Source organism: Embleya hyalina, from assembly GCF_003967355.1.
GTDB lineage: Bacteria > Actinomycetota > Actinomycetes > Streptomycetales > Streptomycetaceae > Embleya > Embleya hyalina.
In genome coordinates, this window is record NZ_BIFH01000023.1 from 282,696 (window position 1) to 309,006 (window position 26,311).

The 26,311-nt window shown below is 69.1% G+C and carries 25 protein-coding genes; 14 read left to right on the top strand and 11 right to left on the bottom strand.

Translation table 11 applies throughout. The annotated features are described in order from the left end of the window. Positions 1-118: 118 nt before the first annotated feature. Positions 119-1,039, bottom strand: a complete 921-nt coding sequence (locus EMA17_RS24920) for an SDR family oxidoreductase (RefSeq protein WP_126639328.1) — start codon at positions 1,037-1,039, stop codon at positions 119-121. A gap of 335 nt (positions 1,040-1,374) precedes the next feature. Here EMA17_RS24920 and EMA17_RS24925 point away from each other — a divergent pair, with 335 nt between their 5' ends. The 9 genes from EMA17_RS24925 to EMA17_RS24965 all read left to right on the top strand — a co-directional run bounded on the left by EMA17_RS24925 (position 1,375) and on the right by EMA17_RS24965 (position 9,287). Then, positions 1,375-2,301 carry a cyclase family protein gene (locus EMA17_RS24925; protein ID WP_126639329.1) on the top strand — a complete coding sequence of 309 codons (927 nt, stop codon included), beginning with the start codon at positions 1,375-1,377 and terminating at the stop codon, positions 2,299-2,301. 530 nt (positions 2,302-2,831) lie between these two features. After that, positions 2,832-3,203 carry a type II toxin-antitoxin system RelE/ParE family toxin gene (locus EMA17_RS24930; protein WP_126639330.1) on the top strand — a complete coding sequence of 124 codons (372 nt, stop codon included), beginning with the start codon at positions 2,832-2,834 and terminating at the stop codon, positions 3,201-3,203. Continuing rightward, a complete protein-coding gene (locus tag EMA17_RS24935) occupies positions 3,200-3,532 on the top strand; it encodes a helix-turn-helix domain-containing protein (protein ID WP_126639331.1) in 333 nt (110 codons plus the stop codon). The genes EMA17_RS24930 and EMA17_RS24935 overlap by 4 nt, the downstream gene beginning before the upstream one ends. 114 nt (positions 3,533-3,646) lie before the next feature. Then, positions 3,647-5,044, top strand: coding sequence for a hypothetical protein (locus EMA17_RS24940; RefSeq protein ID WP_126639332.1), 1,398 nt, complete (start codon positions 3,647-3,649; stop codon positions 5,042-5,044). A gap of 246 nt (positions 5,045-5,290) precedes the next feature. Then, positions 5,291-6,358, top strand: a complete 1,068-nt coding sequence (locus tag EMA17_RS24945; RefSeq protein WP_126639333.1) for a Zn-dependent alcohol dehydrogenase — start codon at positions 5,291-5,293, stop codon at positions 6,356-6,358. A gap of 184 nt (positions 6,359-6,542) precedes the next feature. After that, positions 6,543-6,920 carry a hypothetical protein gene (locus tag EMA17_RS24950; RefSeq protein ID WP_126639334.1) on the top strand — a complete coding sequence of 126 codons (378 nt, stop codon included), beginning with the start codon at positions 6,543-6,545 and terminating at the stop codon, positions 6,918-6,920. Beyond that, the gene (locus tag EMA17_RS24955; protein WP_126639335.1) at positions 6,917-8,161 is read left to right on the top strand and encodes a spectrin repeat-containing protein; all 1,245 of its coding nucleotides are present in this window, start codon (positions 6,917-6,919) and stop codon (positions 8,159-8,161) included. The genes EMA17_RS24950 and EMA17_RS24955 overlap by 4 nt, the downstream gene beginning before the upstream one ends. Continuing rightward, positions 8,158-8,685 carry a hypothetical protein gene (locus EMA17_RS24960; RefSeq protein WP_126639336.1) on the top strand — a complete coding sequence of 176 codons (528 nt, stop codon included), beginning with the start codon at positions 8,158-8,160 and terminating at the stop codon, positions 8,683-8,685. The genes EMA17_RS24955 and EMA17_RS24960 overlap by 4 nt, the downstream gene beginning before the upstream one ends. Before the next feature lie 134 nt (positions 8,686-8,819). After that, a complete protein-coding gene (locus EMA17_RS24965) occupies positions 8,820-9,287 on the top strand; it encodes a winged helix DNA-binding protein (RefSeq protein WP_126639337.1) in 468 nt (155 codons plus the stop codon). A gap of 188 nt (positions 9,288-9,475) precedes the next feature. Here the strand turns inward: EMA17_RS24965 and EMA17_RS24970 are convergent, their stop codons facing one another. After that, complete coding sequence (locus tag EMA17_RS24970; RefSeq protein ID WP_126639338.1) at positions 9,476-10,339, bottom strand: ABC transporter permease; 864 nt, start codon at positions 10,337-10,339, stop codon at positions 9,476-9,478. An 86-nt stretch (positions 10,340-10,425) separates the two neighbouring features. Beyond that, complete coding sequence (locus EMA17_RS24975) at positions 10,426-11,361, bottom strand: ABC transporter ATP-binding protein (RefSeq protein WP_126639339.1); 936 nt, start codon at positions 11,359-11,361, stop codon at positions 10,426-10,428. Positions 11,362-11,600: 239 nt separating this feature from the next. Here EMA17_RS24975 and EMA17_RS24980 point away from each other — a divergent pair, with 239 nt between their 5' ends. Continuing rightward, entirely contained in the window at positions 11,601-12,311 is a 711-nt protein-coding gene (locus EMA17_RS24980; protein ID WP_246126870.1) for a DinB family protein, read from the top strand. A gap of 165 nt (positions 12,312-12,476) precedes the next feature. Here the strand turns inward: EMA17_RS24980 and EMA17_RS24985 are convergent, their stop codons facing one another. Next, positions 12,477-12,668 (bottom strand): hypothetical protein, encoded by a 192-nt coding sequence (locus EMA17_RS24985; protein WP_126639341.1) that lies wholly within the window; start codon positions 12,666-12,668, stop codon positions 12,477-12,479. An 11-nt stretch (positions 12,669-12,679) separates the two neighbouring features. After that, the gene (locus EMA17_RS24990) at positions 12,680-13,531 is read right to left on the bottom strand and encodes a helix-turn-helix domain-containing protein (RefSeq protein WP_126639342.1); all 852 of its coding nucleotides are present in this window, start codon (positions 13,529-13,531) and stop codon (positions 12,680-12,682) included. A 285-nt stretch (positions 13,532-13,816) separates the two neighbouring features. Between EMA17_RS24990 and EMA17_RS24995 the strand changes: the two genes are divergently transcribed. From EMA17_RS24995 to EMA17_RS25005, 3 genes are all read left to right on the top strand, one after another. After that, entirely contained in the window at positions 13,817-14,242 is a 426-nt protein-coding gene (locus EMA17_RS24995) for an ATP-binding protein (RefSeq protein WP_126639343.1), read from the top strand. Between the two features lie 365 nt (positions 14,243-14,607). Beyond that, positions 14,608-15,033 carry a DUF485 domain-containing protein gene (locus tag EMA17_RS25000; protein ID WP_246126871.1) on the top strand — a complete coding sequence of 142 codons (426 nt, stop codon included), beginning with the start codon at positions 14,608-14,610 and terminating at the stop codon, positions 15,031-15,033. A 53-nt stretch (positions 15,034-15,086) separates the two neighbouring features. After that, positions 15,087-16,748: a monocarboxylic acid transporter gene (locus EMA17_RS25005; protein WP_246126879.1), complete on the top strand. Its 1,662-nt coding sequence runs from the start codon at positions 15,087-15,089 to the stop codon at positions 16,746-16,748. Between the two features lie 63 nt (positions 16,749-16,811). On the opposite strand, the gene EMA17_RS25010 is transcribed toward EMA17_RS25005, so the two are convergent. The 4 genes from EMA17_RS25010 to EMA17_RS25025 form a co-directional block, all read right to left on the bottom strand. Continuing rightward, positions 16,812-17,366: a flavin reductase family protein gene (locus EMA17_RS25010; protein WP_126639345.1), complete on the bottom strand. Its 555-nt coding sequence runs from the start codon at positions 17,364-17,366 to the stop codon at positions 16,812-16,814. 189 nt (positions 17,367-17,555) lie between these two features. Beyond that, on the bottom strand, positions 17,556-18,425 hold the full coding sequence (locus EMA17_RS25015) for an enoyl-CoA hydratase/isomerase family protein (RefSeq protein ID WP_126639346.1): 870 nt from the start codon (positions 18,423-18,425) through the stop codon (positions 17,556-17,558). 431 nt (positions 18,426-18,856) lie between these two features. Next, positions 18,857-21,052 carry an acetate--CoA ligase family protein gene (locus EMA17_RS25020; protein WP_126639390.1) on the bottom strand — a complete coding sequence of 732 codons (2,196 nt, stop codon included), beginning with the start codon at positions 21,050-21,052 and terminating at the stop codon, positions 18,857-18,859. 221 nt (positions 21,053-21,273) lie between these two features. Beyond that, complete coding sequence (locus EMA17_RS25025; protein WP_126639347.1) at positions 21,274-22,791, bottom strand: class I adenylate-forming enzyme family protein; 1,518 nt, start codon at positions 22,789-22,791, stop codon at positions 21,274-21,276. Positions 22,792-23,009: 218 nt separating this feature from the next. On the opposite strand from EMA17_RS25025, the gene EMA17_RS25030 reads away from it, so the two are divergent. Beyond that, positions 23,010-24,215: an acyl-CoA dehydrogenase family protein gene (locus EMA17_RS25030; RefSeq protein ID WP_246126872.1), complete on the top strand. Its 1,206-nt coding sequence runs from the start codon at positions 23,010-23,012 to the stop codon at positions 24,213-24,215. 600 nt (positions 24,216-24,815) lie between these two features. On the opposite strand, the gene EMA17_RS25035 is transcribed toward EMA17_RS25030, so the two are convergent. Beyond that, entirely contained in the window at positions 24,816-25,466 is a 651-nt protein-coding gene (locus EMA17_RS25035) for a TetR/AcrR family transcriptional regulator (protein WP_078976670.1), read from the bottom strand. 4 nt (positions 25,467-25,470) lie between these two features. Continuing rightward, positions 25,471-26,274 (bottom strand): SDR family oxidoreductase, encoded by an 804-nt coding sequence (locus EMA17_RS25040; RefSeq protein WP_126639348.1) that lies wholly within the window; start codon positions 26,272-26,274, stop codon positions 25,471-25,473. Positions 26,275-26,311 lie beyond the last annotated feature (37 nt).

Here is a 26,311-nt window from a genome sequence, read left to right on the forward strand (position 1 = left end):
AGCCAGTCCAATCTCGTCGCCTCGTCGTCGTCGGAACGGGACGACGGCCGCGCGCGCGGGGGCGGTGGACCGGATCGGTGCGCACCGACCCCGCGCGCGTCGCCTGTCGGGGGTCGCGTCAGTTGCCGGCGGCGGCCTCGGCGGCCTTCTTCTTCGCCGCGGCGGCCGCGTACTCCTTGAGCTGGGCGAGCACCGGCATCGGGTCCTGGCCGATCTGGGTCGGCAGCTTCTCGGCGATCTCCTCGGCCGTCCAGCGGTCGGCCGAGTACATCGTCTTGATCTCGTGCGGCTGGTCCCACAGCGCGATCTTGGGTCCGGCGGTCGTGTACACCTGGCCGGTGATGTTCTTGGCGTGGTCGGAGAGCAGGAAGACCACCAGCTCGGCGACGTCCTCGGGGTCGCCGATCTCCTTGAGCGTCTGCGGGACACCCTCGGACATCCGGGTGCGGGCCACCGGCGCGACGCAGTTCGCGTTGACGCCGTATTTGTTCAGGCCCAGTGCCGCCGAGCGCACGAAGGAGACGATGCCGCCCTTGGCCGCGGCGTAGTTCGCCTGGGCGACCGAGCCGAGCGCGTACACCCCGGAGGTGAAGCCGACGATCGAGCCGAAGCCCTGGGTCTTCATCACCTTGGAGGCGGCCTGTACGACGGTGAAGGTGCCCTTGAGGTGGGTGGCGATGACGCTGTCCCACTCGTCCTCGGTCATGTTGAAGAGCATGCGCTCGCGCAGGTTGCCCGCGACGGTCACGACGCCGTCGATCCGGCCCCACTTCTCGACGCCGGCCTGCACGATGCGGGCGCCGCCCTCCATCGTGGCCACGGAGTCGGCGACCGCGACGGCCTCGCCGCCCAGCGCCTCGATCTCCTTCACCACGGCGTCGGCGACCTCGCTGGTCGGCGCGCTGCCGTCCATGGCGACGCCGTAGTCGTTCACGACGACCTTGGCGCCGTGCGCGGCGGCGGCGAGCGCCACGGCCCGGCCGATGCCCCGGCCGGCGCCGGTGACCGCGATTACCTTGCCCGTGAGGAAGTCACCCATGTGTTGTCCGCTCCTTGTCGGTGGCCTCGCCAGTAGGCCCCGGGAATCGAGGGCCGAGGCCCAGGTCGGGTCGGTCGTGGCGCGTCCGGGTCGGTCGTTGCGGCCTGGGCCGCCGGCATCGCCGGGCGCGGGCGTACCCGGCCTCGCGGCCTTGCGTACGCAAGGTGCGCGGCCTGTGAGAACGCCCTCTCGACATTATCTGACGATCCGTTAGTTTTCCTGGGTAGAGTGCCGCAGCACACAGCGCGGCGCACGCTTCCCGGATTCGTTCGAGAATGTGCCCGCCGGTATTCGTGCCCGTCGGCACGTGTCACCACCGCCTGGAGGAGGCCCCCATGTCGCTGCCCCCCGAGTTCCACGAACTGGCCGCACGCGTGAACAACTGGGGCCGCTGGGGCCGGGAGGACGAGATCGGGACGATCAACCTGATCACGGACGACGTGGTCCGGGCGGCGGCCGGTTGTGTCCGCACCGGCAAGCGCTTCTCGCTGGCCGTCGAGCTGCGCGAGGACGGCATCCAGAACGGGATGATCCCGGGCCGGGACAATCCCAAGCGCACCACGTTCCTGGTCAACCACGAGGTCTTCGGCCCCGGTACGGTGGCCACCAGCGACGACGCGGTGACGATGGGCATCCAGGCGGGCACGCACTGGGACGGGCTGACCCACGCGACGTACGACGACCGGCTGTACAACGGCCACTCGGCGAAGGAGACGGTCACCGCCGAGGAGGGCGCGCGCAGGCTGGGCATCCACAATGTGAAGACCCTGGTCTCGCGCGGGGTGCTGCTCGACGTGGCGCGGGCCAAGGGCGTGGACATGCTGGCGCCGGAGTACGCGGTGACCCCGGCGGACCTGGAGGCGGCCGAGGAGTTCGGCAACGTGAAGGTGCGCGCGGGCGACATCGTGCTGGTGCGCACCGGGCAGATCCGGCAGTACTTCGCGGGCGAGAAGGACATGTACTTCTACGGCCCCGGTCTGTCGGTGCGCACGCCCGAGTGGTTCCACGCGCGCGATGTGGCCGCGGTGGCCAACGACACCGTGACGTTCGAGGTCTTCCCGCCGGAGATCGAGGACTGCTTCATGGCGGTGCACGCGCTGCACCTGGTGGAGATGGGCATGCTCCAGGGCCAGAACTGGAACCTGGAGGAGTTGTCCGAGGACTGCGCGGCGGACGGTGTGTACGAGTTCTTCCTGGAGGCGTCGCCGGAGCCCTTCGTCGGGGGCGTGGGGACGCCGGTGAACCCGGTGGCCGTGAAGTAGGCGGGCCGGCCGCGTCCCGAACACGCGTAGATCGCACGGCACGCGGACCCCGGACGGGATCGGCCCGTCCCGGGGTCCGCGTGCGTTCCGGGCACCGCGACGAGGCCCGGAACGGCGGCGGTCCCACTTCGTCGAGGAAACCCGGGGCACGTCCCGGGCGCCTCGTCGTCCCCTCGCGAACGACCGCCACACTCAGGGTGATCAGTGTCGGACGGCCCGTCAACACCCTCGGGGCGCCGATTTCGCGCGACAGATCACGATTCGTCTGCGTCGCCGCCACGGCACCACGGCAGCACCTTCCGTACCACCGGCCCCATCGGACGGGCACAGCCGCGAGGGCATCGTCGCGCCGGATCATCTCGACCCGACACATGCACTCGCTTCGCGTTACCCCGCCGTACCGACCGCCAAGCCTTCCGTTTCCGCGGTCGCCCGCGAGCCGCTCCACCGGTACCCACAGGGCGCCCCCGGTCGCACGCCGGTCGTTTTCGAATAGCGGGTCATCTACTTGAATATATGGATGAACCTGGGTGATCGAGATCGAACCGGAGGTGCGGCTGTGGCTGTGCACTGTGTCCGACCGTGATTATCTGCACGCCGAGCACGCCGCCGAACGCCTCTCGGCGGCGCCCACGACCCTCGCGGGGCCGTTCGCTTGTCATCTCGGCGACGGTCTCCGTGAGTTGCGCTTCATCCTGGGCCACGACGGCAACGGCATACGTCTGACGTATTGGCTCGCACCGGGGCGTCGCATTGTCCTGTTGACCGTCTTCCGCAAGACGCGGATGCGCGAGGAGGGCGAGGTTGGACGAGCGAGACTGGCGCGGAAGGCGTGCGAGGCCGAACATGTGTCCGCGCATGAGGAGTTCGTTCGAGACGTCGGGAAGGGAGAAACCCCATGAGCCACACGAGGTGGAAGCTCGCCCGTGAACGGAAGCTGTTGAGCGACGATACGGAATCGGCCGAGGTCGAGGCTGTGCGGATGGAGATTCGGATGGCCTTCGACCTCGGGCAGGCCGTGTACGACCGGAGGAGCGAACTGGGGATCTCACGGACGGAGTTGGCCAGGCGGGCGAACATGACCCAGCCGCAGATCTCCAAGCTCGAACTCGGTGGGACGGTACCGACGCTCCCGCTGTTGGCTCGGCTGGCGAAGGCGCTCGACGCGTCGATGAACATCGCGTTGGACGGAGACGTGGCGGCCGCTGTCTTCGTCCCGCACGCCGCCTGACACGCCCGGGCTTTCGAAGGCGCCGGGCGTGGAACCTCCGGCTGTGCGGACGCCGGGGTCATCCTGGGTGAGTGGGGGTGGGGTGTGTCGGGGAGCGATGGGCTGGTTGCGGGTGTGGTGCGGAATCCGGGGGCGCCCGCCGGGGTCGTGTTGCGGGCGTTGACCGCGGTCGATCGACAACAGGTCTGGTGGGCGTTCGGTGACACCGCGCAACTGACACGAGATGTGGCCGAGGCGATGATCGGACATCCCGATCGTCGGGTACGCAGCGCGGTTGCCGGTAATTCACACGTCGATCCGGTGCAGCGGGCGCGGTTGGTGACGGATCCGGATTGGGTCGTGGTGGCGCGGGCGGTGGCCGGACGGCGGCATTCGGACGGGGATCCGCGTCCGTTGACGGACGAGGCATACGCGCGGGGTCTGTCCTGGGTGATGTCGTGTGAGGGCGATGGCGGTGGGATGTTGACCCGGGACGAGGTGCTGGGGGAGTTCATCTCTTCCCAGGACACGCCCGTGCACGTCCTTCGATCGTTCTGCCGACGACCGGAGGCGGAACTGCGGCTTGTGTCGTGTCAGTGGTGGAGGGGGCTTTCCGCCGCCGAGCGGGTGGCTTTGACGCTGGACCCGGTGCCCGGGGTGCGTGGCCATGCCAGGAGGGTGGCGATCGAGGCCCGCTCGTGTTTGACCGACATCGACTGGGCGCCGACCGGGCGCGGCAGCGAGTCGGCGATTTCGTACCGGCTGCTCGCCCGGGCCGATGCCGAGCGGATCGTGTGGGGGGAGGCGCCGGCGCGCTATCGGTACTACGCCGCCGGGAATCCGCATCTGCCGGCCGATCTGGTGGCGGTGCTCGGGCGTGATGCCGATCCGGCCGTGCGTTACCGGGTGTCGATGCGATCCGAGATGACGGAGGGTCAGCGGGCGGCGATCGATTACCGGGTGCCGGAGTTGGCGGATCTGGACGACGCCACTCGCTACGACGCGCGTCCGATGGCCGGCACGCCCGATACGTGGGCGCGTTCCGCGCATGCCGGGGTGCGGCGGATCGCGGCGTGTTCGGGTGGGCTGTCGGGGGAGGCGCGTGACGTCCTGGTGGGGGACTCCGACCTCGGGGTGCGGGTGCTGACCTGTCGTCACCAGGCGGGGGTGGCGCCGGAGGTGTTGTTGCGGGCGTATCGGGACTTCCGGGGGCGGGGGCGGGGTCGGCTGACCTGGCGTCCGGGGTTTCCTACGCACGGGCTCGCCCGGTTCGCCGACGATCCGGATCCCGGGATGCGGGAATTGGTGCTGCGGGATCCGGATGCGCCGGCGGAGGTGGTCGTACCGTTGCTCGCCGATCCGGAGCGGTGCGTGCGAACGGCCCTCGCGCGGCATCCGGCGTTGGCGGGCGAGCGGTTGCTCGCGGTGTTGGACGATCCGGAGCTCGGGCCGAGCGCGGCGGCCAATCCCGCGCTTCCGGTCGCGGTGATGCATCGGATCCTCGATGCCGCCGGGGTGCCGCGGCTGCCGTGAAGTCGCCGCCGCGACACCGGTGGTGAACCGCGAGTGGAGGTGACACGTGTGTGATTACGGGCTGCTCAGAGGTGGTGTCGGGGTGATACGAGAGGACTGTCACAACCAGCTGACTGCTCATCAGTTCCGGGCTAGAGTGCCGCGCGGGTACGCGTGCGCGCTCGGAATTCGGTTCCGGAGACGGTCGGGTCGGTCAGCCGTCGAGCGCCCCGGCTCGTCAGCCCATTTCCGATGGAGGAGGAACCGGTGAAGGGCGTTCTTTTCGACGGCAAGGAAGCCTCGATCGTCGACGACCTGGAGGTGCGCGCGCCCGGGGCCAACGAGGTCCTGGTGAAGATCGGCGCGGCCGGTCTGTGCCACAGCGACATCTCGGTGATCAACGGCACCATCCCCTTCCCGCCCCCGGTCGTGCTCGGGCACGAGGGCGCGGGAGTCGTGGAGGCCGTGGGCGAGTTGGTGACCCACGTCAAGGCCGGTGACCACGTCGCGCTCTCCACGCTGGCCTCGTGCGGCGCGTGCCGTGAGTGCGACCGGGGTCGGCCGACGATGTGTGCCAAGAGCTTCGGCCAGCTGAACCAGCCGTTCACGCGCGGCGGCAAGCCGGTCTACAACTTCGCGGGCCTGTCGGTGTTCGCCGAGCAGATCGTGGTCAAGGGCGTCCAGGCGGTGAAGATCCCCAAGGACATCCCCCTGGCCTCCGCCGCGCTGATCGGCTGCGGGGTGCTGACGGGTGTGGGAGCGGTGCTCAACCGGGCGAAGGTACAGCCCGGCGACACGGTCGCGGTGATCGGCACCGGCGGCATCGGGCTGAACGTGATCCAGGGCGCGAAGCTCGCGGGCGCGGTCCGCATCGTGGCCGTCGACGCGAACCCGGCGAAGGAGGCGGTGGCGCGCGAGTTCGGCGCGACCGACTTCGTCGACGCACGCGCCGTGGAGGACTCGGTCAAGGCGGTACAGGGACTCGTCCCGGGCGGCGTGGACCACGCGTTCGAGTGCGTCGGGCACGTCGCGGTGATCCGCAACGCGATCGACATGCTCGGCCGGGCCGGCCAGGCGATCATCCTGGGCGTGGCGCCGTCGGACGCCGAGGCGTCGTTCCACGTGTCCTCGATGTTCCTGGACAAGTCGATCATGGGCTGCCGCTACGGCTCCTCGCGCCCGCAGTACGACATCGCGCGCTACGCCGACCTGTACCGGACCGGCGCGCTCAAGCTCGACGAACTCGTCACCCGGACCTACGCGTTGGACGACTTCCACCAGGCGGTGGAGGACGCCGAGGCGGGCAAGGTCGCCCGAGGCGTCTTCGTCTTCTGACGTCGGTCTCCCCGGCCGGCGTCCCGCCGGCCTCCGCCAGCGATCGTCGCCGTGTCGAAGCGCGTCCCTCGTGATCGAGGGGCGCGCTTCCTCCTTTTGATCACGACCGATTCCCGAGTTTTTCATTGCCCTCTACAACAGACGGGATATAGTTTCTGCCACGCTGCGAACCGGGGGGATTGCGATGGCGGAAAAGTTCTCTGTCGACTTCGCGTGGCTGGATACACTGATATCCGGGTTCGACGGCTCGGTCCAGGCGACGAAATGGGCGCTCGACGCGCTCCACGAGACCGGCCCGATTCGTACCGGGCACAAGGACCTCGACACCGCCTGCGATCACTTCAAGGACAAGTGGTCGAAGCGGGTCAAGGATTTCCAGGACCGGATCGGCGAATTCCGTACCGCCGTCGATCTGTCCAAGCAGGCCTACGCCGTGACCGATGAGCACACGGCCACGTCCATGAGCACGCTGCGATCCGCACTGGCCCCGAACGGCTCCTCCGCGCCGGCCGGGGCGACGGCCGAGACCACGCCGAGCCGGATCGGGGAGGCGTTCGCGTGAGCTCGGCCGAGAAGGAGTTTCCGGGGCTGCGGTTCGACCCGGCGCCCGGGCTGCTGCCGGCGCTCGCGCTGTTGGCCGAGAAGGTGCGCCAGGCCTCGGGGCAGGTGGGCAACGTGCGCACCGAGATGGAGAAGGCGCTGCGGGACCCCGGGGCCTGGAGCGGGTTGGCCGGCGGCAGTTGCCACGACGCGGTACAGCACATCTATCCCGAGGTGTGGATCATGCACGACGCCCTGTCCGGCGTCGAACGCACCATCGGCGAATGGTCGTTCCTGCTCGCCGAATATCAGCGTTCGCGTACGGAACTGGAGGCACAGGCGGTGGCGGCGCGGGCCCGGGTGAAGCAGATGGAGGGGAACCCGGACGTCGATCTTCGCGTTTTCGAGGTGATGACCACATCCGGCAAGGAGCAGGAGGCGCTGCTCACGCGCCACGCGGAGGCGAAGAAGGCGCTGGAACAGGCGGAGGACGCGCTTGACCTGATCATCGATTCCGCGAAGGACCTGAAGAGCCAACACGACGAATCCGCCCGGAGCGTCGCCCAGCGCATCCGGGAAATCGCGGACCACCCGCCGGATCGCAACACGACGAGTTTCGGGGGCTCCAACCTCATCCCGCCCTACTTCACGAAGCCGCCGGTCAACCCCGAGGACACCGGCCCCAAGCGCGACTTCGACGTCACCGATCCCACGGCCAAGGATCGCGCGACCGAACTGGCGGCAATGGCCATGGTCGCCGGGCAAGACGGGTACTTCGAAAACGACCGCGCGGCCTCCTACATGAAGTACTGGCTCGAAGGCAACGGGCGGGACGTCCAGTTCGACGCGCAGGAGTTCCTGAAGGCGGATCCCGGGTTTCAGCAGATCCTCAACGACACCATACGGGCGAATGGGCCGAGTGGTGATTTCGATACCGGATGGAAGGGCGGCAGCGTGGCCCGGGACATGCAGAACGGACCGGTCACGCCCGAGTTGCAGGACTTCTATTACACGATGAACGGCTATCAGTATCGGATCGTCGGGACCGACTTCAAGATGGTCAACGGCCATCCGGAGGGCACGATCCGGGTCGACATCTACAAGCGCTACAACTGGGGCAACCCCGAGGGGGGCGTACCCCGAAGCGACATCAAAGGCGTGTCGCAGAACGACCTGGCCCGGCTCAACGAGACGGGTCTGGCCCACGACTTCGACATCGTGGGCAGCACGACCTGGTACGCGGCCCCGGGGCTGGCCGGATGACGTCTGGGGGCGTGGCGAGGGAGGGCGCCCGACGGGCCCTGTTCCTGGCGGGCGTCTTCTGCGCGGGCATGCTGATTCTCGGCCTGCTGGTCTACGGGGTGCTGCGCCTGTTCCTGTGGCACCCCTGGTCGGACGACGATCGTGACGCGCGCGCCGACCCGGGGAGCGGCGACGTTTCGCTGAGCGAGTCGCTGCGGCTGACCGGGCTCACGCTGCCGCCGGGGGCCACGAACGTGCGGTACTACGTGAAGGCGAACGTGCGCGGGACGCTCGTACAGCTCACGTATCGGATCCCCTGCGGCACGGTCCCGGGGGTATTGGCGGACGCGAAACTGACCACCCCCGTCGCGATGGACGCCGGCGGCGCGCAGAACGTCCGCCGGTTCGCCGAACGCCACGGCTGGCGCCCCGACGCGGGCACCACCACGGCGCTCACCGACACGAAGACGTGGCCCACGACGGCCCTGGTGAACACGCCGCCGGCGGCGGCGGATTGCTCCGTGTACCTGGACGCCTTCAACTGACCCGGGCGGCTTTCCCGACGGTCCCGGGGTGCGCCGATGCGCGCCCTTGACTTCAAGTGAGCTTGAAGTCCTACGGTCGCCGCATGACCTGCATGGAGTGCAGGGTTCGCAGCGAAGTGCCAGGAGGAAGTCCCATGACCACCCCGCAGATCTCCGACGCCGAACTCGCCGGGCAGCCCGCCGCGTACTGGACCGGTGTCGCCTACGAGGCGCTGATCGCGTACATCCGGGCTCGGCAGGTCGAACAGGGTTACACCCAGCCGCAGTTCTGGCTGCTGCGCAATCTGTCGGTGAACGACATCTCGCCCGACGGCGCGGCGATGACCGTGCCGGAACTGCGGGTGGCGATGGCCTCCTACCTCCGCCCCGAGGACGACCTGGCGGCGGAGTCCGCGGTGCTCGTGGAGCGCGGCTGGTTGACCCGCGACGCCGAGGACCGCCTGCTCCTCACCGAGGCCGGTGAACAGGCGCGCGTCGACCTCGCCCGCAACGCCCCCGCGATCCGCGCGGCCCTCCACGAGGGCATCGACGACGCGGATTACGTCACGACGCTCAAGGTGCTCCAACGCCTGATCCACAACGCGGGCGGCCCGGTCGCCTGACGGACCCGGACCCGGACCCGGCGGGTCGGTGGGGCCTCCCTCTTTTGGTCGACGTGCGCGCGGGGCACCCGACCTCTGGCACCGTCGGCCTTTGCGCAGGCCGCACCTTCCGCACCGCCGTCTGATCCGCGACTACGAGGCGAAGTCCCGTCCGGGAGGCGGTGGACGGGACTTCGGAGCGGCTCGGGTCAGACGTCGCGTGACTTGATGAGCGTGGCGGCGCCGGCCAGTGCCGCGGCGGCGTAGCAGGTCATCAGGACCATGCCGGGCCACGGGCCGAGGCCGCCTGCCATGCCGCCCTCCACGTCCCCGTAGGGCGCCACCATTTTGGTCAGCAGCGCGGTGGGCGAGTAGACGACGACCCAGTCGCCGAACTTGCCGGGGATGAACCCGCCGAAGATCGTCGGCACGAGCACGATGGCGAGGACCGCGGTGATGGCTCCGGCCGAGTGCCGGAGCATGGTGCCCACACCGAGGCCGAACAGGCCGAGCAGCGCCAGGTACGTCGCCGAGCCCACGACACCCTTGAGGATCTCCCGGTTGGTGGAGTCGGCGGCCACCGCGCGCGACAACATCCCGTCGGCGACGAGGTAGGCGAGATAGCACGAGACCAGGCCGACCACGAACATCAGCAGGCCGAAGACGACCGATTTGGCGGCCAGGACCGTGATGCGGCGCGGGTACGCGGTCATCGTGGAGCGGATCATGCCGGTGGTGTACTCGGCCGAGATGGTGAGCGCGCCGAGCGTCGCGGCCGCGATCTGCGCGACCACCGTGCCGGCCAGCGCGAGCGACACGGTCGGGTCCTTGCCGTCGTCGTCCGGGGTGATGATGGTCGCGCCGAGGACGGCCGCCATGCCGACGATCAGCACGACCATGACGATCAGCGACCACATGGTGGAGCGGACCGTGCGGATCTTCGTCCACTCGGACTGCAACATGCGCGTGAAGTGGAGGCTGCCGACCGGCTTTTGCCGGTACAGCCGCAACGAGCCCGAGGTCTGCGAGTGCTCCGGATCGTACGAACCCCGCTCGCTCGTGCGTCCGTTCACAGGCGCGGATGGCACGCTGCCGTCGTCTTCGGCGCCCGTCGTCACGCTCGTGGGTGCCTGCCGTGGGGTGGGAATCGCCATGGTGCTCAGCCTTCGCTTCCGTGGATCCGGCCGGGCCGGTTCGAGCGGTATTCGACGGCGTCCTGCGTGAGGCGCATGTAGACCTCTTCGAGGGAGGCGAAGCGGGGGGAGAGTTCGTGGAGGGCGATGCCGTGTTCGGCGGCGATGTCCCCGATGGCGGCGGTGTCCGGGCCGGTGACGCGGAGCCCTCCGGTGTCGCCTTCGGGGGTGATCCGGCCGCCCTTGGCGGCGAGGAGCTCGGCGAGCTTGTCGGCCTGCGGGGAGCGGACCACGGTGTGGGCGGTGGAGTTGCGTTCGATGAAGTCGCGCATGGAGGTGTCGGCGATGAGCCGGCCCTGTCCGATGACGATGAGGTGGTCGGCGGTGAGTTCCATCTCGCTCATCAGGTGGCTGGAGACGAACACCGTGCGGCCCTCCGAGGCCAAGGATTTCATCAGGTTGCGGATCCAGAGGATGCCCTCGGGGTCCAGTCCGTTGACCGGCTCGTCGAACATCAGGATGCCGGGGTCCCCCAGCAGCGCGGACGCGATGCCCAGGCGCTGGCCCATGCCCAGGGAGAAGCCCTTGGTGCGCTTCTTGGCGACCGCGGTGAGGCCGACCATGTTCAGGACGTCGTCGACGCGGCGGTTCGGGATGCCGTTGCTCTGCGCCAGACACAGCAGGTGGTGGTGGGCGCTGCGCCCGCCGTGCATGGCCTTGGCGTCCAGCAACGCGCCGACCTCGCGCAAAGGCGCGGACAGGTGTCGATAGGGGCGGCCGTTGACCAGGACGTGGCCGGCGGTGGGGGAGTCCAGGCCGAGGATCATGCGCATCGTGGTGGACTTGCCCGCGCCGTTGGGGCCCAGGAACCCGGTGACCGTGCCCGGCCGGATGCGGAAGGAGAGCTGATCGACCGCCGGCTTGTCGCCGTACCTCTTCGTCAGGCCCTGGGCTTCGATCATCGAGTCCTCGTCGGGTATCGGAGAGTCAAGGATGAGGAGCCGCGACGCCCGTCATGTGCCCGGCGTCGTCGACCTCAACTCTGGAGAAGACTCGAGATCGGCACCTCGGCCCGGCGGCCTAAGGGACTCCCCGGACGCACCCCCTACGTGCCCCTGACACACGTGCGCCCGGCTCCACCCACCCGGCCCTCCACCCGGTCTGCCGCCCGGTGTCGACCCGTCGTTGCACAATGCGCGGCATGGTGAGTTTCGAGAATCAGGATCTGACCGACGCCGAGTTTCGCGAGTGCGACCTGACCCGGGCCCGGCTGATCGGCGTGGTGATGCGGGACGTCGTGATCGACGGGCTGGTCGGCAACATGGTGGTCAACGGCGTGGAGGTGACGTCCTACATCGAGGCCGAGCTCGACCGCCGGTATCCGGTTCGGTTGCTGATGCGCTCGGATGAGCCGGCCGATCTGCGGTTGGCCCATCGACGGCTACGGGATGACTGGGCGAGGACGGTCGAGCGGCTCCGTGCGATGGACGCGGGCTCCGAACACCGGCGTGTAGCCGACGAGTGGTCGGCAGTGGAGACCCTGCGCCACCTGGTTTTCGTGCACGACTCGTGGTTTCGCCGTTGCTGCCTGGGATCGGCCCAGCCTTTCACTCGGATCGGGTTGGCATCCGACTTCGTGCCCGATCAGGAGGAACAGGGCCTCGATCGAGCGGCGACCCCTGGTCTCGACGAGGTTCTGGCCGTGCGGGACGAACAGTCCGCCGAGCTGGAGCGTTGGCTGGCGAGTGTGACGGTCGACGAGCTGTCCGCGGTCGCTCCCGTTCCCGCGGGACCGGGTTGGCCGCCGTATGCCGTGGGCAAGTCCGTGGTCGAGTGCCTGCGGGTGGTGTTGAACGAGGAATGGGCACACCACGGGTTCTGCGTCCGTGACCTCGACATGCAGGAACGCTGAGCCGGCTCCTTGTTGCGACGGAGGACCGGGTCTTGTCGGTGGCCGCCCACTGGCGCGCCAACCCGACGCCACGGCAGCCGGCGCCGTTGTTCGGGTGTCGACGTCGGCATCCTCCGGACCGCATGGCCGGGCAGCCGAGCACGCACAGGCCCCTGTCCCGATCCGCTAGAGCAGGTGGTCGGCCTTGCCGGCTTTGATGTCGCGGATGAGGGTGCGGAGGGCGTCGACGGTGTCGGTGAGGTAGGTGTCCTCGTGCCCGGCGACCGCGATGTAGCCGTTGCCTTCGGTGTCGGTGCCGAGGCGGAAGCAGGAGTTGCCCTCGGCGCAGAAGGGGTCTTCCCAGGTGATGTCAGGCATTGATGATCTCCTCACACTTGGCGCGCGATCTTGTGGATGAAATCGCGGGATTGCTCGGGGGACAGGGACAGATGCTCGGACCAGTCCAGTTGCGCTCGATACTTGGCCAGCTGGTTCTCGGCCCACATGAACGTCGGCCCGTGTGAGCTGTCGATCTGGACGGTGTCGAGCAGCGGAACCGGACCTTCGGCGTAGAGGACGCTCTGACCGGCGCCAGGGAACGCGCCCGCCTCGAACGGGATGACACGCAGGGTGACGTTGGGTCGCTCGGCAACTTCAATCAGATGTGCCAGCTGCGCACGCACGACGTTGCCGCCGCCGAATCGCATCCGAAGCGCCGCTTCATGGACCACCGCCCGAAACGTGGGTGGATCTTGTCGGTCCAAGACCTGTTGCCGTTCGGCGCGATGGGCGAGACGGAGTCCGATCTCGTGATCGGGAAGCACGGGAACTGCGACTCGAAAGACGGAGAGCGCGTGGTCGGACGTCTGGAGGAGCCCGGGAATGTGCACGGTGTTCGCGACACGCATCCCGATCGCGAAAGCCTCCAACTCGGCGATGTCCAGTAAGCCTTGGGGCAGCGTTCCCCGGTAGCGGTCCCACCAGCCCTTGGCATCGGACTGTGCCATCGCGACCAGCGCTTCGAGGTAACGCTCGTCGGTGCAGGCGCAGTTGCAGGCCAAGGTTCGCAGCCGCTCGGCGCTGATCGAACGTGAGCCCGACTCCATGTTGGAAATCTTCCCCCGATCCACGCCCAGCAGCCCTGCCGCGTACTCGGCAGACATGTCCGCCGAGGTTCGCATCCGCCGCAGTTCGCTGCCCAAGCGCTTCTGGCGCTCGGTGAGCACTGTTCTGGAGGCCATGCCGCTCCTTCTCTCCGCCGTCCGGAGCAGTCTGCCCTGTTGCTGGGTGTGACCGTAGCCAAGATTGGGTGATTACTCTTGATTAGGTGGCAAATTTGCCCCGCTGTGTTCTACGCTCGGTATTGATCAACCTACGCACGGCGATGCCGGAAGTGCACCGCGTGAGCATGCTCGCCTGTTCCGGGGTGGGTGTGTCGCGCTCGGGAGGTAGGCCACCGGGGTCGTCGGCGGCGCGTGTTCGGCGCGTCCTGTTCCCATCACGGCTGTTTTGTCGAGGAGTTGGCCATGTCCGAGACCCTCTGTTCCGACGATCGATGTTCGCCTCCGATTCCGGTTGTTCCGTCGCATTGGAGTCTTCCCGCCGAGCCTGCCTCGGCGCGTTGTGCTCGGCGGGCTGTTGTCGGGGCGCTTCCGCCTGGCTGTTCGGCCGAGATGGTGGATGAACTGGTGCTCTTGGCCTCCGAGTTGGTGACCAATGCGGTGCGCTACGGGGCGCGGCGGCCGGTCGAGATGGTGCTCTGGTTTGTGGACGGGTACTTCTGGCTCGCCGTCTCCGATCACGGATCCGGGCGGCCCCGGGTCGGCTCGCCGGGGCGGCGGGACTGCGGTGGGCGTGGGTTGTTGCTGGTGGACCGCGTCGCCGACGTGTGGGCCGTGGTGGCGCGGCCAGGGTGCGGCAAGTCGGTCGTGGTGGGGATGCGGCGGCGGTGACCGGCGGTGCGCCGGCTCGACGGGTTGGATGGGAAATATCCGGATCAAGGGATGGTGATCGAGGAGTTTCGAGTGTGACCGACATTGGCAAACGTGTTCCGGAATAGGCGACTTGGGTGGTGGTTCGGTCGAAGTTCGGGGAATCGGTGCCAAGTTCGATCAATTCCGTGGGATGTGGGAATTCATGGGTTATCCGCGTAACCCGTCAGTCCCGCTTTCAGTTGATCGGATAGGTTCCGCGCGTCCCGGCGGCGCCTCTAAACTCGCTCCGCTGCGGCCCCAGGTCCCACGGACCGCGGTTTGGTACCCGATCGGCGCCTCGGGCCACGCGCGGGGTGTCCGCTGGAGAGGAGCCCTACCGCCTCATGCCGACTCCGCACGAAGATCCGCACGATCGTCCCCCCGAGCCCGCTTCCGAGCTGGTCGCCGAGCTTGAGCCGGAACCGGACTCCGCCTCCGTCCCGGCTCCGCGCGTGCCGTACGTCGACGATCGCACCGGGTATCTGGAGATGGAACAGGATCCGAGATTCGGGGCGCTGAAACGGCGTCAACGTTCCTTCATCTTCCCGGTGACCGCCGCATTCCTCGCGTGGTTCCTGCTGTACGTGGTGATGTCCGCCTACGCGCGCGACTTCATGGCCAAGGAACTGATGAACCACATCAACGTCGCCCTGGTGTTCGGTCTGCTCCAATTCGTGTCGACGTTCCTGATCGCCTGGGCCTATTCGCGATTCGCGCGTACCCGACTCGACCCCGTCGCCACCGAACTGCGAGAGGAACTCGAAGCGTGAATCTTTCTCTCGACCTCGCCGCGAAGTCCAGCAACCGAGGCTGGACGTTCGCGATGTTCGCCATACTGGTCGTGGTGACTCTCGGCATCACCTTCTGGGCGAGCCGCAAGAACCGTACGGCGGCGGACTTCTACGCCGGCGGCCGCTCGTTCACCTCACTCCAGAACGGCCTGGCGATCGGCGGCGACTACATGTCGGCCGCGTCCTTCCTCGGCATCGCCGGCATCCTGGCGTTGTCCGGCTACGACGGGTTCCTGTACTCCATCGGCTTCCTCGTCGCCTGGCTGGTGGCACTGCTCCTGGTCGCCGAACCGATGCGCAACTCCGGCCGGTTCACCATGGCCGACGTGCTGGCGAACCGGATGCGCGAACGTCCCGTGCGAACGGCCGCGAGCGTGTCCACGATCGTGGTGTCGATCTTCTACCTGATCGCACAGATGGTCGGCGCGGCCTCGGTCGTCTCGCTCCTGCTCGACGTCAAGAGCGACGCCGCGCAGATCTCGGTCATCGCGGCGGTGGGCGCGCTGATGATCGTGTACGTCACCGTCGGCGGCATGAAGGGCACTTCCTGGGTGCAGATCGTCAAGGCCGGCCTGCTGATGGTGGGCGCGTTCGTGATGTGCGTGTGGGTGCTGGCCAAGTTCGACTTCAACGTGGCGGACCTGCTCGGCACGGCGGCGAGCAAGTCCGGTTCGGGCGAGTCGTTCCTGCAGCCGGGGCTCAAGTACGGTGCCACCGACGGCTGGTCGAAGATCGACCTGATCTCGCTCGGTCTGGCCCTCGTGCTCGGTACGGCGGGCCTGCCGCACATCCTGGTCCGCTTCTACACCGTGCCCAACGCGCGCGTCGCGCGCCGCTCGGTGACCTGGGCGATCGGCATCATCGGGGTGTTCTACCTGATGACCCTGATCCTTGGCTTCGGCGCTGCCGCGCTGATCGGCAGCAAGGAGATCAAGAAGGCCGATCCGAGCGGCAACACCGCCGCGACCCGGCTCGCCGAACACCTCGGCGGCGGCGCGGGCACCACCGGCGGCGCGCTGATGCTGGCCTTCATCGCCGCGGTGGCCTTCGCGACCATCCTGGCCGTGGTGGCCGGGCTCACCCTCGCGTCGTCCTCGTCGTTCGCGCACGACCTGTACGCGAACGTCTTCCGCAAGGGCCGCACCACCGACAAGGACGAGGTCAAGGTCGCGCGGATCTCGGCGCTGGTGATCGGTACGGCCGCGATCGTACTGTCGGTGTTCGCCCGCGAGTTGAACGTGGCGTTCCTGGTCGCGCTGGCGTTCGCGATCGCCGCCTCGGCGAACCTGCCGGCCATCCTGTTCTCGCTGTTCTGGAAGAACTTCAACACGCGCGGCGCGGTGTTCGGCATCTACGGCGGCCTGGTCACCTCGGTGCTCGTGGTGTTGTTGTCCCCGATCTGCTGGGGCGGGGCCTCCGATACGAAGCCCGCGATCAAGCAGTTGACGGCCAAGCAGGCGTCCGATTGCGACGTCTCGAAGGACCGCAAGGATGTGGGCAACGCCACGGCGCTGTTCAGCTGTACGACGCCGGCGCCGATCCCGCTGGAGAACCCGGGCATCATCTCGATCCCGGTCGGCTTCGCGTGCGCCGCGATCGGCGCGATGTCGGCCCGCCGCCGGCGTACCGACGACGACGACCGCAAGTTCGCCGAACTCGAGGTCAGGGCCCTGACCGGAGCCGGCGCGCACTGATCGCGCACCGCCACGGTCTCGGACTCCGGTCCAGGCGGCTCGCGCCCGGGTCCGGGATCGTGGCTACCCGTTGCGGCTGGGGTGGCCGAAGCGGCCCTTGTAGAACAGGAGCGGCGCGCACTCCACGCGGGGCGCGTCGAGGGCCTGGACCCGGCCGATCACGATCTCGTGGTCGCCGCCGTCCACCACGCTCTCCAGCGTGCAGTCGATCCAGGCCAGTACGTCGGCCAGCCTCGGCGATCCGGTCGGCGTCGGGGCGTGGGAGACGCCGGCGAACTTGTCGGCGCCGCTGACCGCGAAGGCGCGGCACAGGCGTTCCTGGTCCTCGGCGAGGACGTTGACGCAGAAGCGGCCGCCCGGGCGGATGCGCGGCCACGTGGTGGAGGTCTTGGCGACGAAGAAGGTGACCAGCGGCGGGTCGAGCGAGAGCGAGGCGAAGGACTGACACGCGAAGCCCACCGGGGTGTCGCCGTCGAGCGCGGTGATCACCGTCACGCCGCTGGCGAAGTGGCCGAGGACGTGGCGGAACGTGGCGGCCTCGACGATGCCGTCGCCCTCGGGCAGGGCGATCGCGGCGGGATCCGCCGGCTTCGTGCTCGCTGCGTCGATCTTGCCCATGATGGACTTCCTCGCAGGTGTCTAGGGGCGTCGGGTCTGTGACGCTACGTCACCCGATTTCCTTGCGTCAATCAAAGGAGAGGGGGTCCTTCGTCACATCTGACGACTCGTCAGTTGCCTTGTGGTGTAAGGCACATCCGCCCGTCGGCGGGCCGTGGTGGGGGGCCTCGGCCGGCCGCCGGCGTTCGATTACCAGCCGTAGTACTCCGGCTTGCGGCGCTCCATCAGCGACGCGACTCCCTCGTTGGCGTCGCGCGAGGTCATGTTCGCCTCGACGATGCGGGCCTCCTCGTCGAAGGCCGTCGTGCGGTCGCTTTCGAGGGATCGGTTCACCAGGTGCTTGGTGAACGCGTACGCCCGGGTGGGGCCGGTCGCCAGGCGCTCGGCCCATTCGCGGGCGGTGGCTTCGAGTTCGTCGGCGGGGACGACCTTGTTCACGACGCCGATCCGGAGCGCCTCGGCGGCGGGGAGGTCGTCGCCGAAGAACATGAGCTCCTTGGCCTTCTGCGGGCCGACCAGGCGGGGGAGCAGGTAGGCGCTGCCGCCGTCCGGGACCAGGCCGCGGCGGGTGAAGATCTGGATGAAGCGGGCCGAGTCGGCGGCGATCACGAGGTCGCAGGCGAGGGCGAGGCTCATGCCGTAGCCGGCGGTGGTGCCGTTGACCGCGGCGAGCACGGGCTTCTCGCAGTCCAGGATCGCGTTGGTCAGGCGCTGGACGCCGGTCTTCATCATGCGGGTGGCGTATCCGGTGGGGCGGGCGGGGGGTTGGGGGGTGTCCGCGTCCGCGCCCGCGTCTGTGGTCGTGTCTTCGGCGGCGGCCAGGAGGGACTTGGTGCCGGGGCTGCTGCGGAGGTCCATGCCGGTACAGAAGTGCTTTTGGCCTGCGGCTGTGAGGATGACGGCCCGGATCTGTTCCGTTGCGGAGGCCTCTGCCAGGAGCTCGATCAGGAGTTCGCGTTGGGCCCAGGTGAGGGAGTTGCTGGCCGCGGGGCGGTTGAGGGTGAGGGTCAGGACGCCGGCGCGCACGCTGTGCAGCAGGTCCTGGTCGGGGGTGGTCATGGTGGCTCCTGTGTGTGGTTGGTCGTCCTCAAGCGCCGGACGGGCTGGAAGAGGGTTTGTGTCCGACGTCGGGTATTGGCTTGGTTGGGTTGGCCTCAAACGCCGGCCGGGCTGGGAAGGTTTGTGTCCGACGTTGGGCGTTGGTCTGGGTGGGTTGGCCTCAAACGCCGGCCGGGCTGGGAAGGTTTGTGTCCGACGTTGGGCGTTGGTCTGGGTGGGTTGGCCTCAAACGCCGGCCGGGCTGGGAAGGTTTGTGTCCGACGTTGGGTGTTGGTTTGGTTGGGTTGGCCTCAAACGCCGGCCGGGCTGAGTGGCCCTCATGTGTCGGCCGGGCTGTGCCGCCCGCCCGGCGTCGTTGGCCTCGTGAAGCTGTTCGGCTTCGTTGGGCGCGGTCGGCCGGGCGGGCTCGTGGGTGTGGTGGGGCTTGGGTTTCAGCGGGCCACTGCGAGGGCGTCCAAGGCGACTGTGCCGCCGCCCCTCGGCATGACCATCAGTGGGTTGATGTCCAACTCGGCTATCTCGTCGCCCAGTTCCAAGGCCATGCGTTGTACTCGCATGACCACGTCGACCAGCGCGTCCAGGTCGGCCGGGGGTTGGCCTCGGAGGCCCTGGAGGCACTTGAGGCCGCGGAGTTCGCCCAGCATGCGCTTCACCTCGTAGGCGCCGAACGGCGGGACGCCGATGGCGATGTCGTCGAAGACCTCGACGAAGATGCCGCCGAGGCCGACCGAGACCGTCGGGCCGAACAGGTCGTCGTGTGAGATGCCGACCACCATTTCCACGCCGCGGTCCACCTGTTGGCAGACCAACACGCCCTCCAGGCGACCCGCGCCCGCCTCCTTGGCCGCGTCGGTGATCTCGCGGTACGCGTCCCGCACCTGGCTCGCCGAGCGCAGGCTCAGTTTGACCAGGCCCAGGTCGCTCTTGTGCGGCAGCTGCGGGCCGCACGCCTTCATCACCACCGGGTAGCCGATCAGCCCCGCCGCCCGTACCGCCGCGGCGGCCGAGGTGACCAGCTGCTCGCGCGGCACCCGGATCCCGTACGTGCGCAGCAGCTGCTTCGCCGAGTGCTCCGACAGCGGCTTGCCCGAGGACAGCAGCCGCTTCGCCTTCGCCGCGGCCGGCGAGGCGGTGCGCGGCACGTCCTCGAACGGGGACGAGTACTGGGTGCGGAAGCGGTGGTAGTCGAGGTAGGCCCGCAGGGCCCGGACGCAGTTGCCGAAGGTGCGGAAGACCACGACCTTGTTCGACTTGAGGAGGATTTCGCGATAGGCGTCCTCGTCGCCCACCGGTGAGCCCCAGACCACGCAGACCACCTTGTCGGTCGCCTCCGCCGCGTCCACCAGGTCCTGCGCGAGCCGGTCGCTCATCGGCGGGAACGCGCCGGTGATCGGACACACCAGCACGCCGATCGCGGGGTCCGCCAGGATCGTGTCGATGATCTTCCGGCCGCGCTCGTCGCCCGCCGGGTGCCCGCCGTTGTCCACGGGGTTGGACACGGTCAGATACGGCGGGATCCACTCGTGCAGCTTCTCCTGCGTGGCCCGCTCCAACTGCGGGACGGCCAGGCCCTCGGCGGCGGCGAGGTCGGCCATGTGCGCGCCGGTACCGCCCGAGATCGAGTACACGCACACACCCTGCGCGATCGGAGTGCGGGTACGCGCGAACAACTGCGACGTGTCGATCAGTTCGTCGAGGCCGTCGACCCGGGTGACCCCGTACTGGCGGAACACCGCCGAGGCGGTGCGGTCGCCGCCGGTCAGCTTGCCGGTGTGCGACTGGGCCATCCGCGCGCCGGTCTCGGTCCGGCCGACCTTGACCACCACCACCGGTACGCCCTGCCGCGCCGCGTGGTCGGCCGCCAGCGCGAAGGTGCGCCCGTCCTTGAACCCCTCGACGTAGGCGGCGATCACCCCGACCTCCTCCTGGTCGGCGAAGTGCCGTACGAAGTCCGCGATCTCCAGGTCGGCCTCGTTGCCCACCGGTGCCCAGTGCGAGACCCGGATCCCGATCTCCTGCGCCGCGAAGACGGGTCGGCCCTGGTGCCCGCTCTGGGTGATGAGCGCGATCGCGGGACCGTCGAGGTCGGTGCGGAACTCCTCGAACGCGTTCAGGTTCGTGTTCGGCCCGAGCAGCCGCAGCGAGCCGCCCGAGGTGAGCTGGGCCAGCCGTGCCTGGGCCTCGGCCCCGGCGTTGCCCGCCTCGGCGAAGCCGGCCGCGAACACGACCGCGAAACCCACGCCTGCGCCCGCCAGTTGCTCCAGCACCTCGGCCGGATCGCCGACCAGGACGACCGCGAGGTCGACCGGTTCGGGCACCGCCGAGATGTCCGCGTGGCACGGCCGGCCGGCGATGCGTTCGTGTTTGGGGTTGACCGGGAACAACCGTGCGCCGACCCGCTCGGCCCAGGCGATCAGCTGTGCGGTGATCCGCGCTCCCGGTCGGCCCTCGGTGTCCGAGGCGCCGATCACCGCCACCGTGCGGGGTCGGAAGAAGCGGTCCAGGTCGGCGGGGCGGAGCGCGAGTGGTCGGCCGGTCACGTCGAGTTCGGCCGACGGATCCGCGTTCGCGGTGACGCTGGTTCGAGTGTGCCCCGGGAAGTGGTGTCCTCTGCTGTCGTGAAGCATCATCGCGCCCGTCCCTTTTTCGATCTTTCGTCGCCGCCAGATCCGATCGAAGCCCGATCGAGGCCGGAATCGAGCTGACGGTTAGTCAGTTAGCTTGCTGATGGGACGTCAGGGCTGTCCACTGTCTCACCGGCCCGGTCCCGACGCATCTGTCCGATCACCTGGACATTTGCTGACTTGGTCAAACATGTTGCGGATATCTGCTGGTCATCGCGCGGTTACTAAACGTCCCCGAAGGACTTTTCCTGCTGGGTCAGGGATCTGCGGTCCACTTTGTCCATGCCGGTCAACGGCAGTGCCGGCACGATGCGGATCGCCTCGGGGAGCTTGTGGGCGGACAGTCGCGTGGCCGCGAACGCGCGCAACGCGGCCAGTGACGGCTCGGATGCGGCACGTGACACCACGACCGCGACCCCTATCTCGCCCATCACCCGACTGGGTCGCGGGATCACCGCGACCGAGGCCACATCGGGATGGTCGAGCAGGACCGCCTCCACCTCCTGCGGATACACGTTGTATCCGCCGCGGATGTACATCTCGGTCATCCGCCCGGTGATCCGCAGGCAGCCGGCCTCGTCGATCCGGCCGAGGTCGCCGGTACGCAGCCCGCCCTCCGCGTCGAGGGCCGCGGCGCTCGCCGCGGGGTCGCGCCAGTAGCCCGCCATCACGGCGGGCGAGCGCAGGCAGATCTGCCCCTCCTCGCCCGCGGGTCGGATCGCGCCGGTCTTCGGGTCGCGGATCTCCACGGCGGTGCCCGGTCGGGGGCGGCCGACCGTGTACAGCGCCTCGGAGTCGGGGGCGTCGAACGCGGTCAGCGTGCCCAGCCCCCCGGATTCGGTGGAGGAGTAGCGAATCGAGTAGCCCGCCCCGAATCGGGTCCGGGCCTCGTGCACGAGGGGGGCGGGGGACGGCCCGCCTCCGACGATCAGACCGCGCACGTGGGCGAGGTCGTAGCGCTCGAACTCCGGTCGACCGAGCAGGAGGGAGACCTGCGCGGCGACGCCGCCGAGATAGGGGATGCGCTCGCGCGCCACCACGCGCAACGCGTCCTGGGCCCGCCAGCGGCCGAGGATGTGCAGGGTCGCGCCGGTCTTGAGGTAGCCGGCCAGCTTGGTCATGAAGCCGACGTGCGGCAGGCCGGTGGCGATCAGTTGCGGGCCACCGTCGCCCCAGCGGTCGCCGGTGTCCATCGCGGTGATCGCGGCGATCTGCCGGGAGGTGAACAGGGCGCCCTTCGGAGTGCCCGTGGTGCCCGAGGTGAACACGACGGTCTCGGGCAGGTCCGGGTTCTGATCCCCCGTCACCGGCGGCGCGGGCGGGATCGTGTCGAGCCGCAACTCGGCCCAGACGTCCGCCGCGTCGGCGGCGGGTACGCAGCGCACGACCTCGGGGCCGGCCGGGACGCCGTCGAGCAGGTCCTCCCCGGCCAGCACCAGGTCCGGCGCGGCGCGCTCCAGGATGGCGGCGCGTTCGGTGGGCGTGTAGCGCGGTCCCACCCCGGTGGTGATCGCGCCGAGCCGGGCCAGGGCGGTGTAGGCGATCACGTACTCGAGCCCGGACGGGAGCACGAGGGCGACCAGATGCCCGGGCCGCACACCGCGTCCGGCCAGGCCCGATGCGACCTGATCGGTGACCGCGTCCAGGCCGCCGTAGGTGAACCCGCTTCCGCCGTGCACGAGGGCCCGCCGCTCGGGAAAGCGTCGGGCGGCCTCACGAAGCACCTGGGCGAGAACGGTCACAACGGGTCCCTTCGGCCTGCGCGCGAAGTATCGGCGTGGGGGGTGGTGTATGCCACACAACACGACACGCCCGGGGTAAGGCGACGTTTCGGAGGTGTGACGAAAGCAATGTTCTAAAGGTATGACGGTGTGTCAGATACTGGTGCTCGCGGGCTGCCGGATCGTCAATGGGGCCGACCGGAACTCGGGCCGGGCGACCGACCCGGACCCCGCGCGACATGAGTGCCAAGGAGTTGCGCCACGTGGACGTCGAGTTCAGCGACGAGCAGCAGGAGATTCGCAAAGCGCTTCGGGACGTGTTCGATCGGCACAGCGATTCGCCCGCCGTCCGGGCGGTGATGGCCACCGAGACCGGCTACGACGCCGAGGTGTGGCGACGCGTGTGCGAGCAGACCGGATTGGCCGGTCTCGCGATTCCGGAGCAGTACGGCGGGGTCGGCTTCGGGTTCACCGAGTTGGTGGTGGCGATGGAGGAGATGGGCCGCGCGCTCTTCCCCTCGCCGTTCCTGGCGTCGTCGGTGCTGACCGCGTACGCGCTCCTGCACGCCGGTGACGAGGCGGCGCGGGCCGAGCACCTGCCGGGTCTGGCCGCCGGCGAGACGCTCGGGGCGCTCGCGCTGGCCGAGCCGGGGCGGCGGGACGTACGCGCGGTGGAGATGGCGGCGCGGGCCGACGGCGACGGGTGGCGGCTGGACGGCGTCAAGACGCACGTGATCGACGGGCTGATCGCGGATCTGATCGTGGTGGGCGCACGGGTCGAGGGCGGGAGCGCAGCGACTCCGTACAAGGGCGGGGGCGGGCGACGGGTGGGCGGCGACCTTGCGCTGTTCACGGTGGACCGGGACGCGGCCGGGCTGACGCGCACGGCGTTGCCGACGCTGGACCAGACGCGCAAGCAGGCTCGGTTGACCTTCGCGGACACGCCTGCCCGGCTGCTGGGCGTGCTCGGTGCGGACGCGGCCCTGGAGCGGGTGCTGGCGCTGGCCGAGATCGCGGTGGCGGCGGAGGCGGTCGGCGGGGCGGGGCGGTGCCTGGAGGCGACCGTCGAGTACACGAAGGGGCGCGTGCAGTTCGGGCGGCCGATCGGGTCGTTCCAGGCGATCAAGCACCGCTGCGCGGATCTGTACGTCGAGGTCGAGACGGCGCGCTCGGCGCTGTACTACGCGGCGTGGGCGGCCACGGAGGCGGAGGCCGCGGGGTTGGCCTCGCCGGGTGAGTTGGCGGTGATGGCGCCGTTGGCGATGACGACGGCCACTGCGGCGTATCGGCATGTCGCCGAGGAGATGATCCAGTTGCACGGTGGCGTCGGGTTCACGTGGGAGTACGACTGCCATCTGTATCTGAAGCGGGCGATCACGTCGGCGCACTTGCTCGGGGAGCGCGGGTTGCAGCGCGAGCGGATCGCGGCGCTCGCGGGGATCTAGCCGAGTCCCGCTCGCCGTCCTCAAACGCCGGACGGGCTGGGTGTTTGCTCGGTTCGGATCCGAGGGTTGCGGTTGCACCCGGTTGTCCTCAAACGCCGGACGGGCTGGGGTTGCTCGGTTCGGATCCGAGGGTTGTGGTCGAAACCGTTGTCCTCAGGCGCCGGACCGGCTGGGTTTGCTCGGCCTCGATCCGAGGGTTGCGGTTGCACCCGGTTGTCCTCGAACGCCGGACGGGCTGGGGTTGCTCGGCTTCGATCTGAGGGTTGTGGTCGAAACCGTTGTCCTCGGGCGCCGGATCGGCTGGGGTTGCTTGGTTCAGATCCGAGGGTTGTGGTTGCACCCGTTGTTCTCGAACGCCGGACGGGCTGGGGTTGCTCGGCTTGGATCTGAGGGTTGTGGTCGAAACCGTTGTTCTCGGGCGCCGGATCGGCTGGGGTTGCCCGGTTCCGATTCAAGGGTTGCGGTTGCGCCCGGTTGTCCTCAAGTGCCGGGCCGGCTGGGGTTGCTCGGCTTGGGGGCGAGGGTTGTGGGTGTGTTCGGTTGTCCTCGAGCGTCGGGCGGGACGGGATCGGGCCGTCCGGCGCTCGAGGACGCGTGGGTCTACCGCGTGGGGGGCTTCTTGCCCGTGACGCCCATGTACACCAGCGTGGAGAGTGCCGGGCGGACGTCCTTCATCTTGATGTTCCAGGATTCGAAGCCCTTCTGGTGGCCGGCCACCGCCGCCAGCATGGCGACCAGCGTGCCCGCCATGGCGTTGGCGTGCACCTCCTCGCCGACCTTGCCCTTGGCCTGCATGTTCTCGATCGCCTCGGTGAGCGAGCCGGTGACCGCCGTGAGGATCTTCTGGCGCACCTTGTAGAACCGCTTGTCGCCCTCGGCCGACGCGAGGTCGACGACGCGCAGGATCGGCTCGTAGTCCCGCCAGAACTCCAGGAATCCGTCGGCCAGGGCCTCGGCGGCGGCGTAGCCGCCCTTGCCCGCCCAGCTCTGGTCCTCGGCGAGGGTCTTCAGCCGCTGGCCGTCCTTGGCCATGTCGTTGGCGATCTCCAGGATCGCGCTCTCGACATCCTGGAAGTACTGGTAGAAGGTGGCGGGAGAGGTGCCTGCCATACGGGCGACGTCGATGACCTTGACGTCCCGGTACGGAGACGTGTCGAGCATCTCGCGGAGGCAGTCGAGCAGCTTTTGCCGCGTCGCCTGTCCGCGTCGCCCGGCGACGCGGCCGTCGACGGTGCGAACTTGTCCTGTCATGCCGTCAGTTTACGGGCGCATGATCCGTACCGCTGTCCGCCGCACGGAGGAAAGCGGGCATTTCCCCGCCGCCGTGCATGAGCAGTTCCGCTCCGCTGACGTACCGTGACATCGGCGACGCGAGGAACAGACATACGTCCGCCACATCGCTCGGATCGGCCATACGTCCGAGCGGGATGGTGTCCGCGACGCGTTGCACGCCGGCCTCGTCCCCGTAGTGCAGGTGGGCCTGTTCGGTCCGGACCAGGCCCACGATCACCGAGTTGAGGCGGATCTTCGGCGCCCACTCGACGGCGAGCGAGCGGGTGAGCGAATTCATCCCGGCCTTGGCCGCGCCGTAGGCCGCGGTGCCCGGCGAGGGGCGTACGCCGCTCACGCTGGAGATGTTCACGATCACCCCGCCGGTTTCCTGACGGTGCATCAAGCGGTGGGCGGCCTGGGCGAAATACAGCGGACCGAGCAGGTTCAACTCGATGATCGCGCGGGAGAAACGCGGCGACGCGGTGGCCGCGTCGGTCTGCGGCGCGCCGCCCGCGTTGTTCACCAGTACGTCGAGCCGGCCGAACCGTTCCTCGGCGAACGCGACCGCCGCGAACGCGGTGTCGGGGTCGCGCACGTCGGCCGGGGTGAACACGGCGCCGCGCCCGCCGACGCTCGGCAGCGTGTCCGGCGCCTGGCGCGAACACACCACCACGTCCGCGCCGGCGGCCAGGAAACGTTCGCTGATGCCCCGTCCGATGCCCTTGCCGCCACCGGTGACGAGGACGACGCGTCCGCCCATGTCGAGCGGGTCGGTGGCGGAGGTCATGGCGGCTCCCGGAGGTCTGCGGTGTCGTGGGCGCCAC

What these genes read in the sequence shown, in the direction of transcription:
- EMA17_RS24920 (WP_126639328.1), bottom strand. Translation starts at nt 1,039, where the DNA reads ATGGGTGACTTCCTCACGGGCAAGGTAATCGCGGTCACCGGCGCCGGC.
- EMA17_RS24925 (WP_126639329.1), top strand. Translation starts at nt 1,375, where the DNA reads ATGTCGCTGCCCCCCGAGTTCCACGAACTGGCCGCACGCGTGAACAAC.
- EMA17_RS24935 (WP_126639331.1), top strand. Translation starts at nt 3,200, where the DNA reads ATGAGCCACACGAGGTGGAAGCTCGCCCGTGAACGGAAGCTGTTGAGC.
- EMA17_RS24950 (WP_126639334.1), top strand. Translation starts at nt 6,543, where the DNA reads ATGGCGGAAAAGTTCTCTGTCGACTTCGCGTGGCTGGATACACTGATA.
- EMA17_RS24960 (WP_126639336.1), top strand. Translation starts at nt 8,158, where the DNA reads ATGACGTCTGGGGGCGTGGCGAGGGAGGGCGCCCGACGGGCCCTGTTC.
- EMA17_RS24965 (WP_126639337.1), top strand. Translation starts at nt 8,820, where the DNA reads ATGACCACCCCGCAGATCTCCGACGCCGAACTCGCCGGGCAGCCCGCC.
- EMA17_RS24975 (WP_126639339.1), bottom strand. Translation starts at nt 11,361, where the DNA reads ATGATCGAAGCCCAGGGCCTGACGAAGAGGTACGGCGACAAGCCGGCG.
- EMA17_RS24980 (WP_246126870.1), top strand. Translation starts at nt 11,601, where the DNA reads ATGGTGAGTTTCGAGAATCAGGATCTGACCGACGCCGAGTTTCGCGAG.
- EMA17_RS24985 (WP_126639341.1), bottom strand. Translation starts at nt 12,668, where the DNA reads ATGCCTGACATCACCTGGGAAGACCCCTTCTGCGCCGAGGGCAACTCC.
- EMA17_RS24990 (WP_126639342.1), bottom strand. Translation starts at nt 13,531, where the DNA reads ATGGCCTCCAGAACAGTGCTCACCGAGCGCCAGAAGCGCTTGGGCAGC.
- EMA17_RS24995 (WP_126639343.1), top strand. Translation starts at nt 13,817, where the DNA reads ATGTCCGAGACCCTCTGTTCCGACGATCGATGTTCGCCTCCGATTCCG.
- EMA17_RS25000 (WP_246126871.1), top strand. Translation starts at nt 14,608, where the DNA reads ATGCCGACTCCGCACGAAGATCCGCACGATCGTCCCCCCGAGCCCGCT.
- EMA17_RS25005 (WP_246126879.1), top strand. Translation starts at nt 15,087, where the DNA reads ATGTTCGCCATACTGGTCGTGGTGACTCTCGGCATCACCTTCTGGGCG.
- EMA17_RS25010 (WP_126639345.1), bottom strand. Translation starts at nt 17,366, where the DNA reads ATGGGCAAGATCGACGCAGCGAGCACGAAGCCGGCGGATCCCGCCGCG.
- EMA17_RS25015 (WP_126639346.1), bottom strand. Translation starts at nt 18,425, where the DNA reads ATGACCACCCCCGACCAGGACCTGCTGCACAGCGTGCGCGCCGGCGTC.
- EMA17_RS25020 (WP_126639390.1), bottom strand. Translation starts at nt 21,052, where the DNA reads ATGCTTCACGACAGCAGAGGACACCACTTCCCGGGGCACACTCGAACC.
- EMA17_RS25030 (WP_246126872.1), top strand. Translation starts at nt 23,010, where the DNA reads ATGAGTGCCAAGGAGTTGCGCCACGTGGACGTCGAGTTCAGCGACGAG.
- EMA17_RS25035 (WP_078976670.1), bottom strand. Translation starts at nt 25,466, where the DNA reads ATGACAGGACAAGTTCGCACCGTCGACGGCCGCGTCGCCGGGCGACGC.
- EMA17_RS25040 (WP_126639348.1), bottom strand. Translation starts at nt 26,274, where the DNA reads ATGACCTCCGCCACCGACCCGCTCGACATGGGCGGACGCGTCGTCCTC.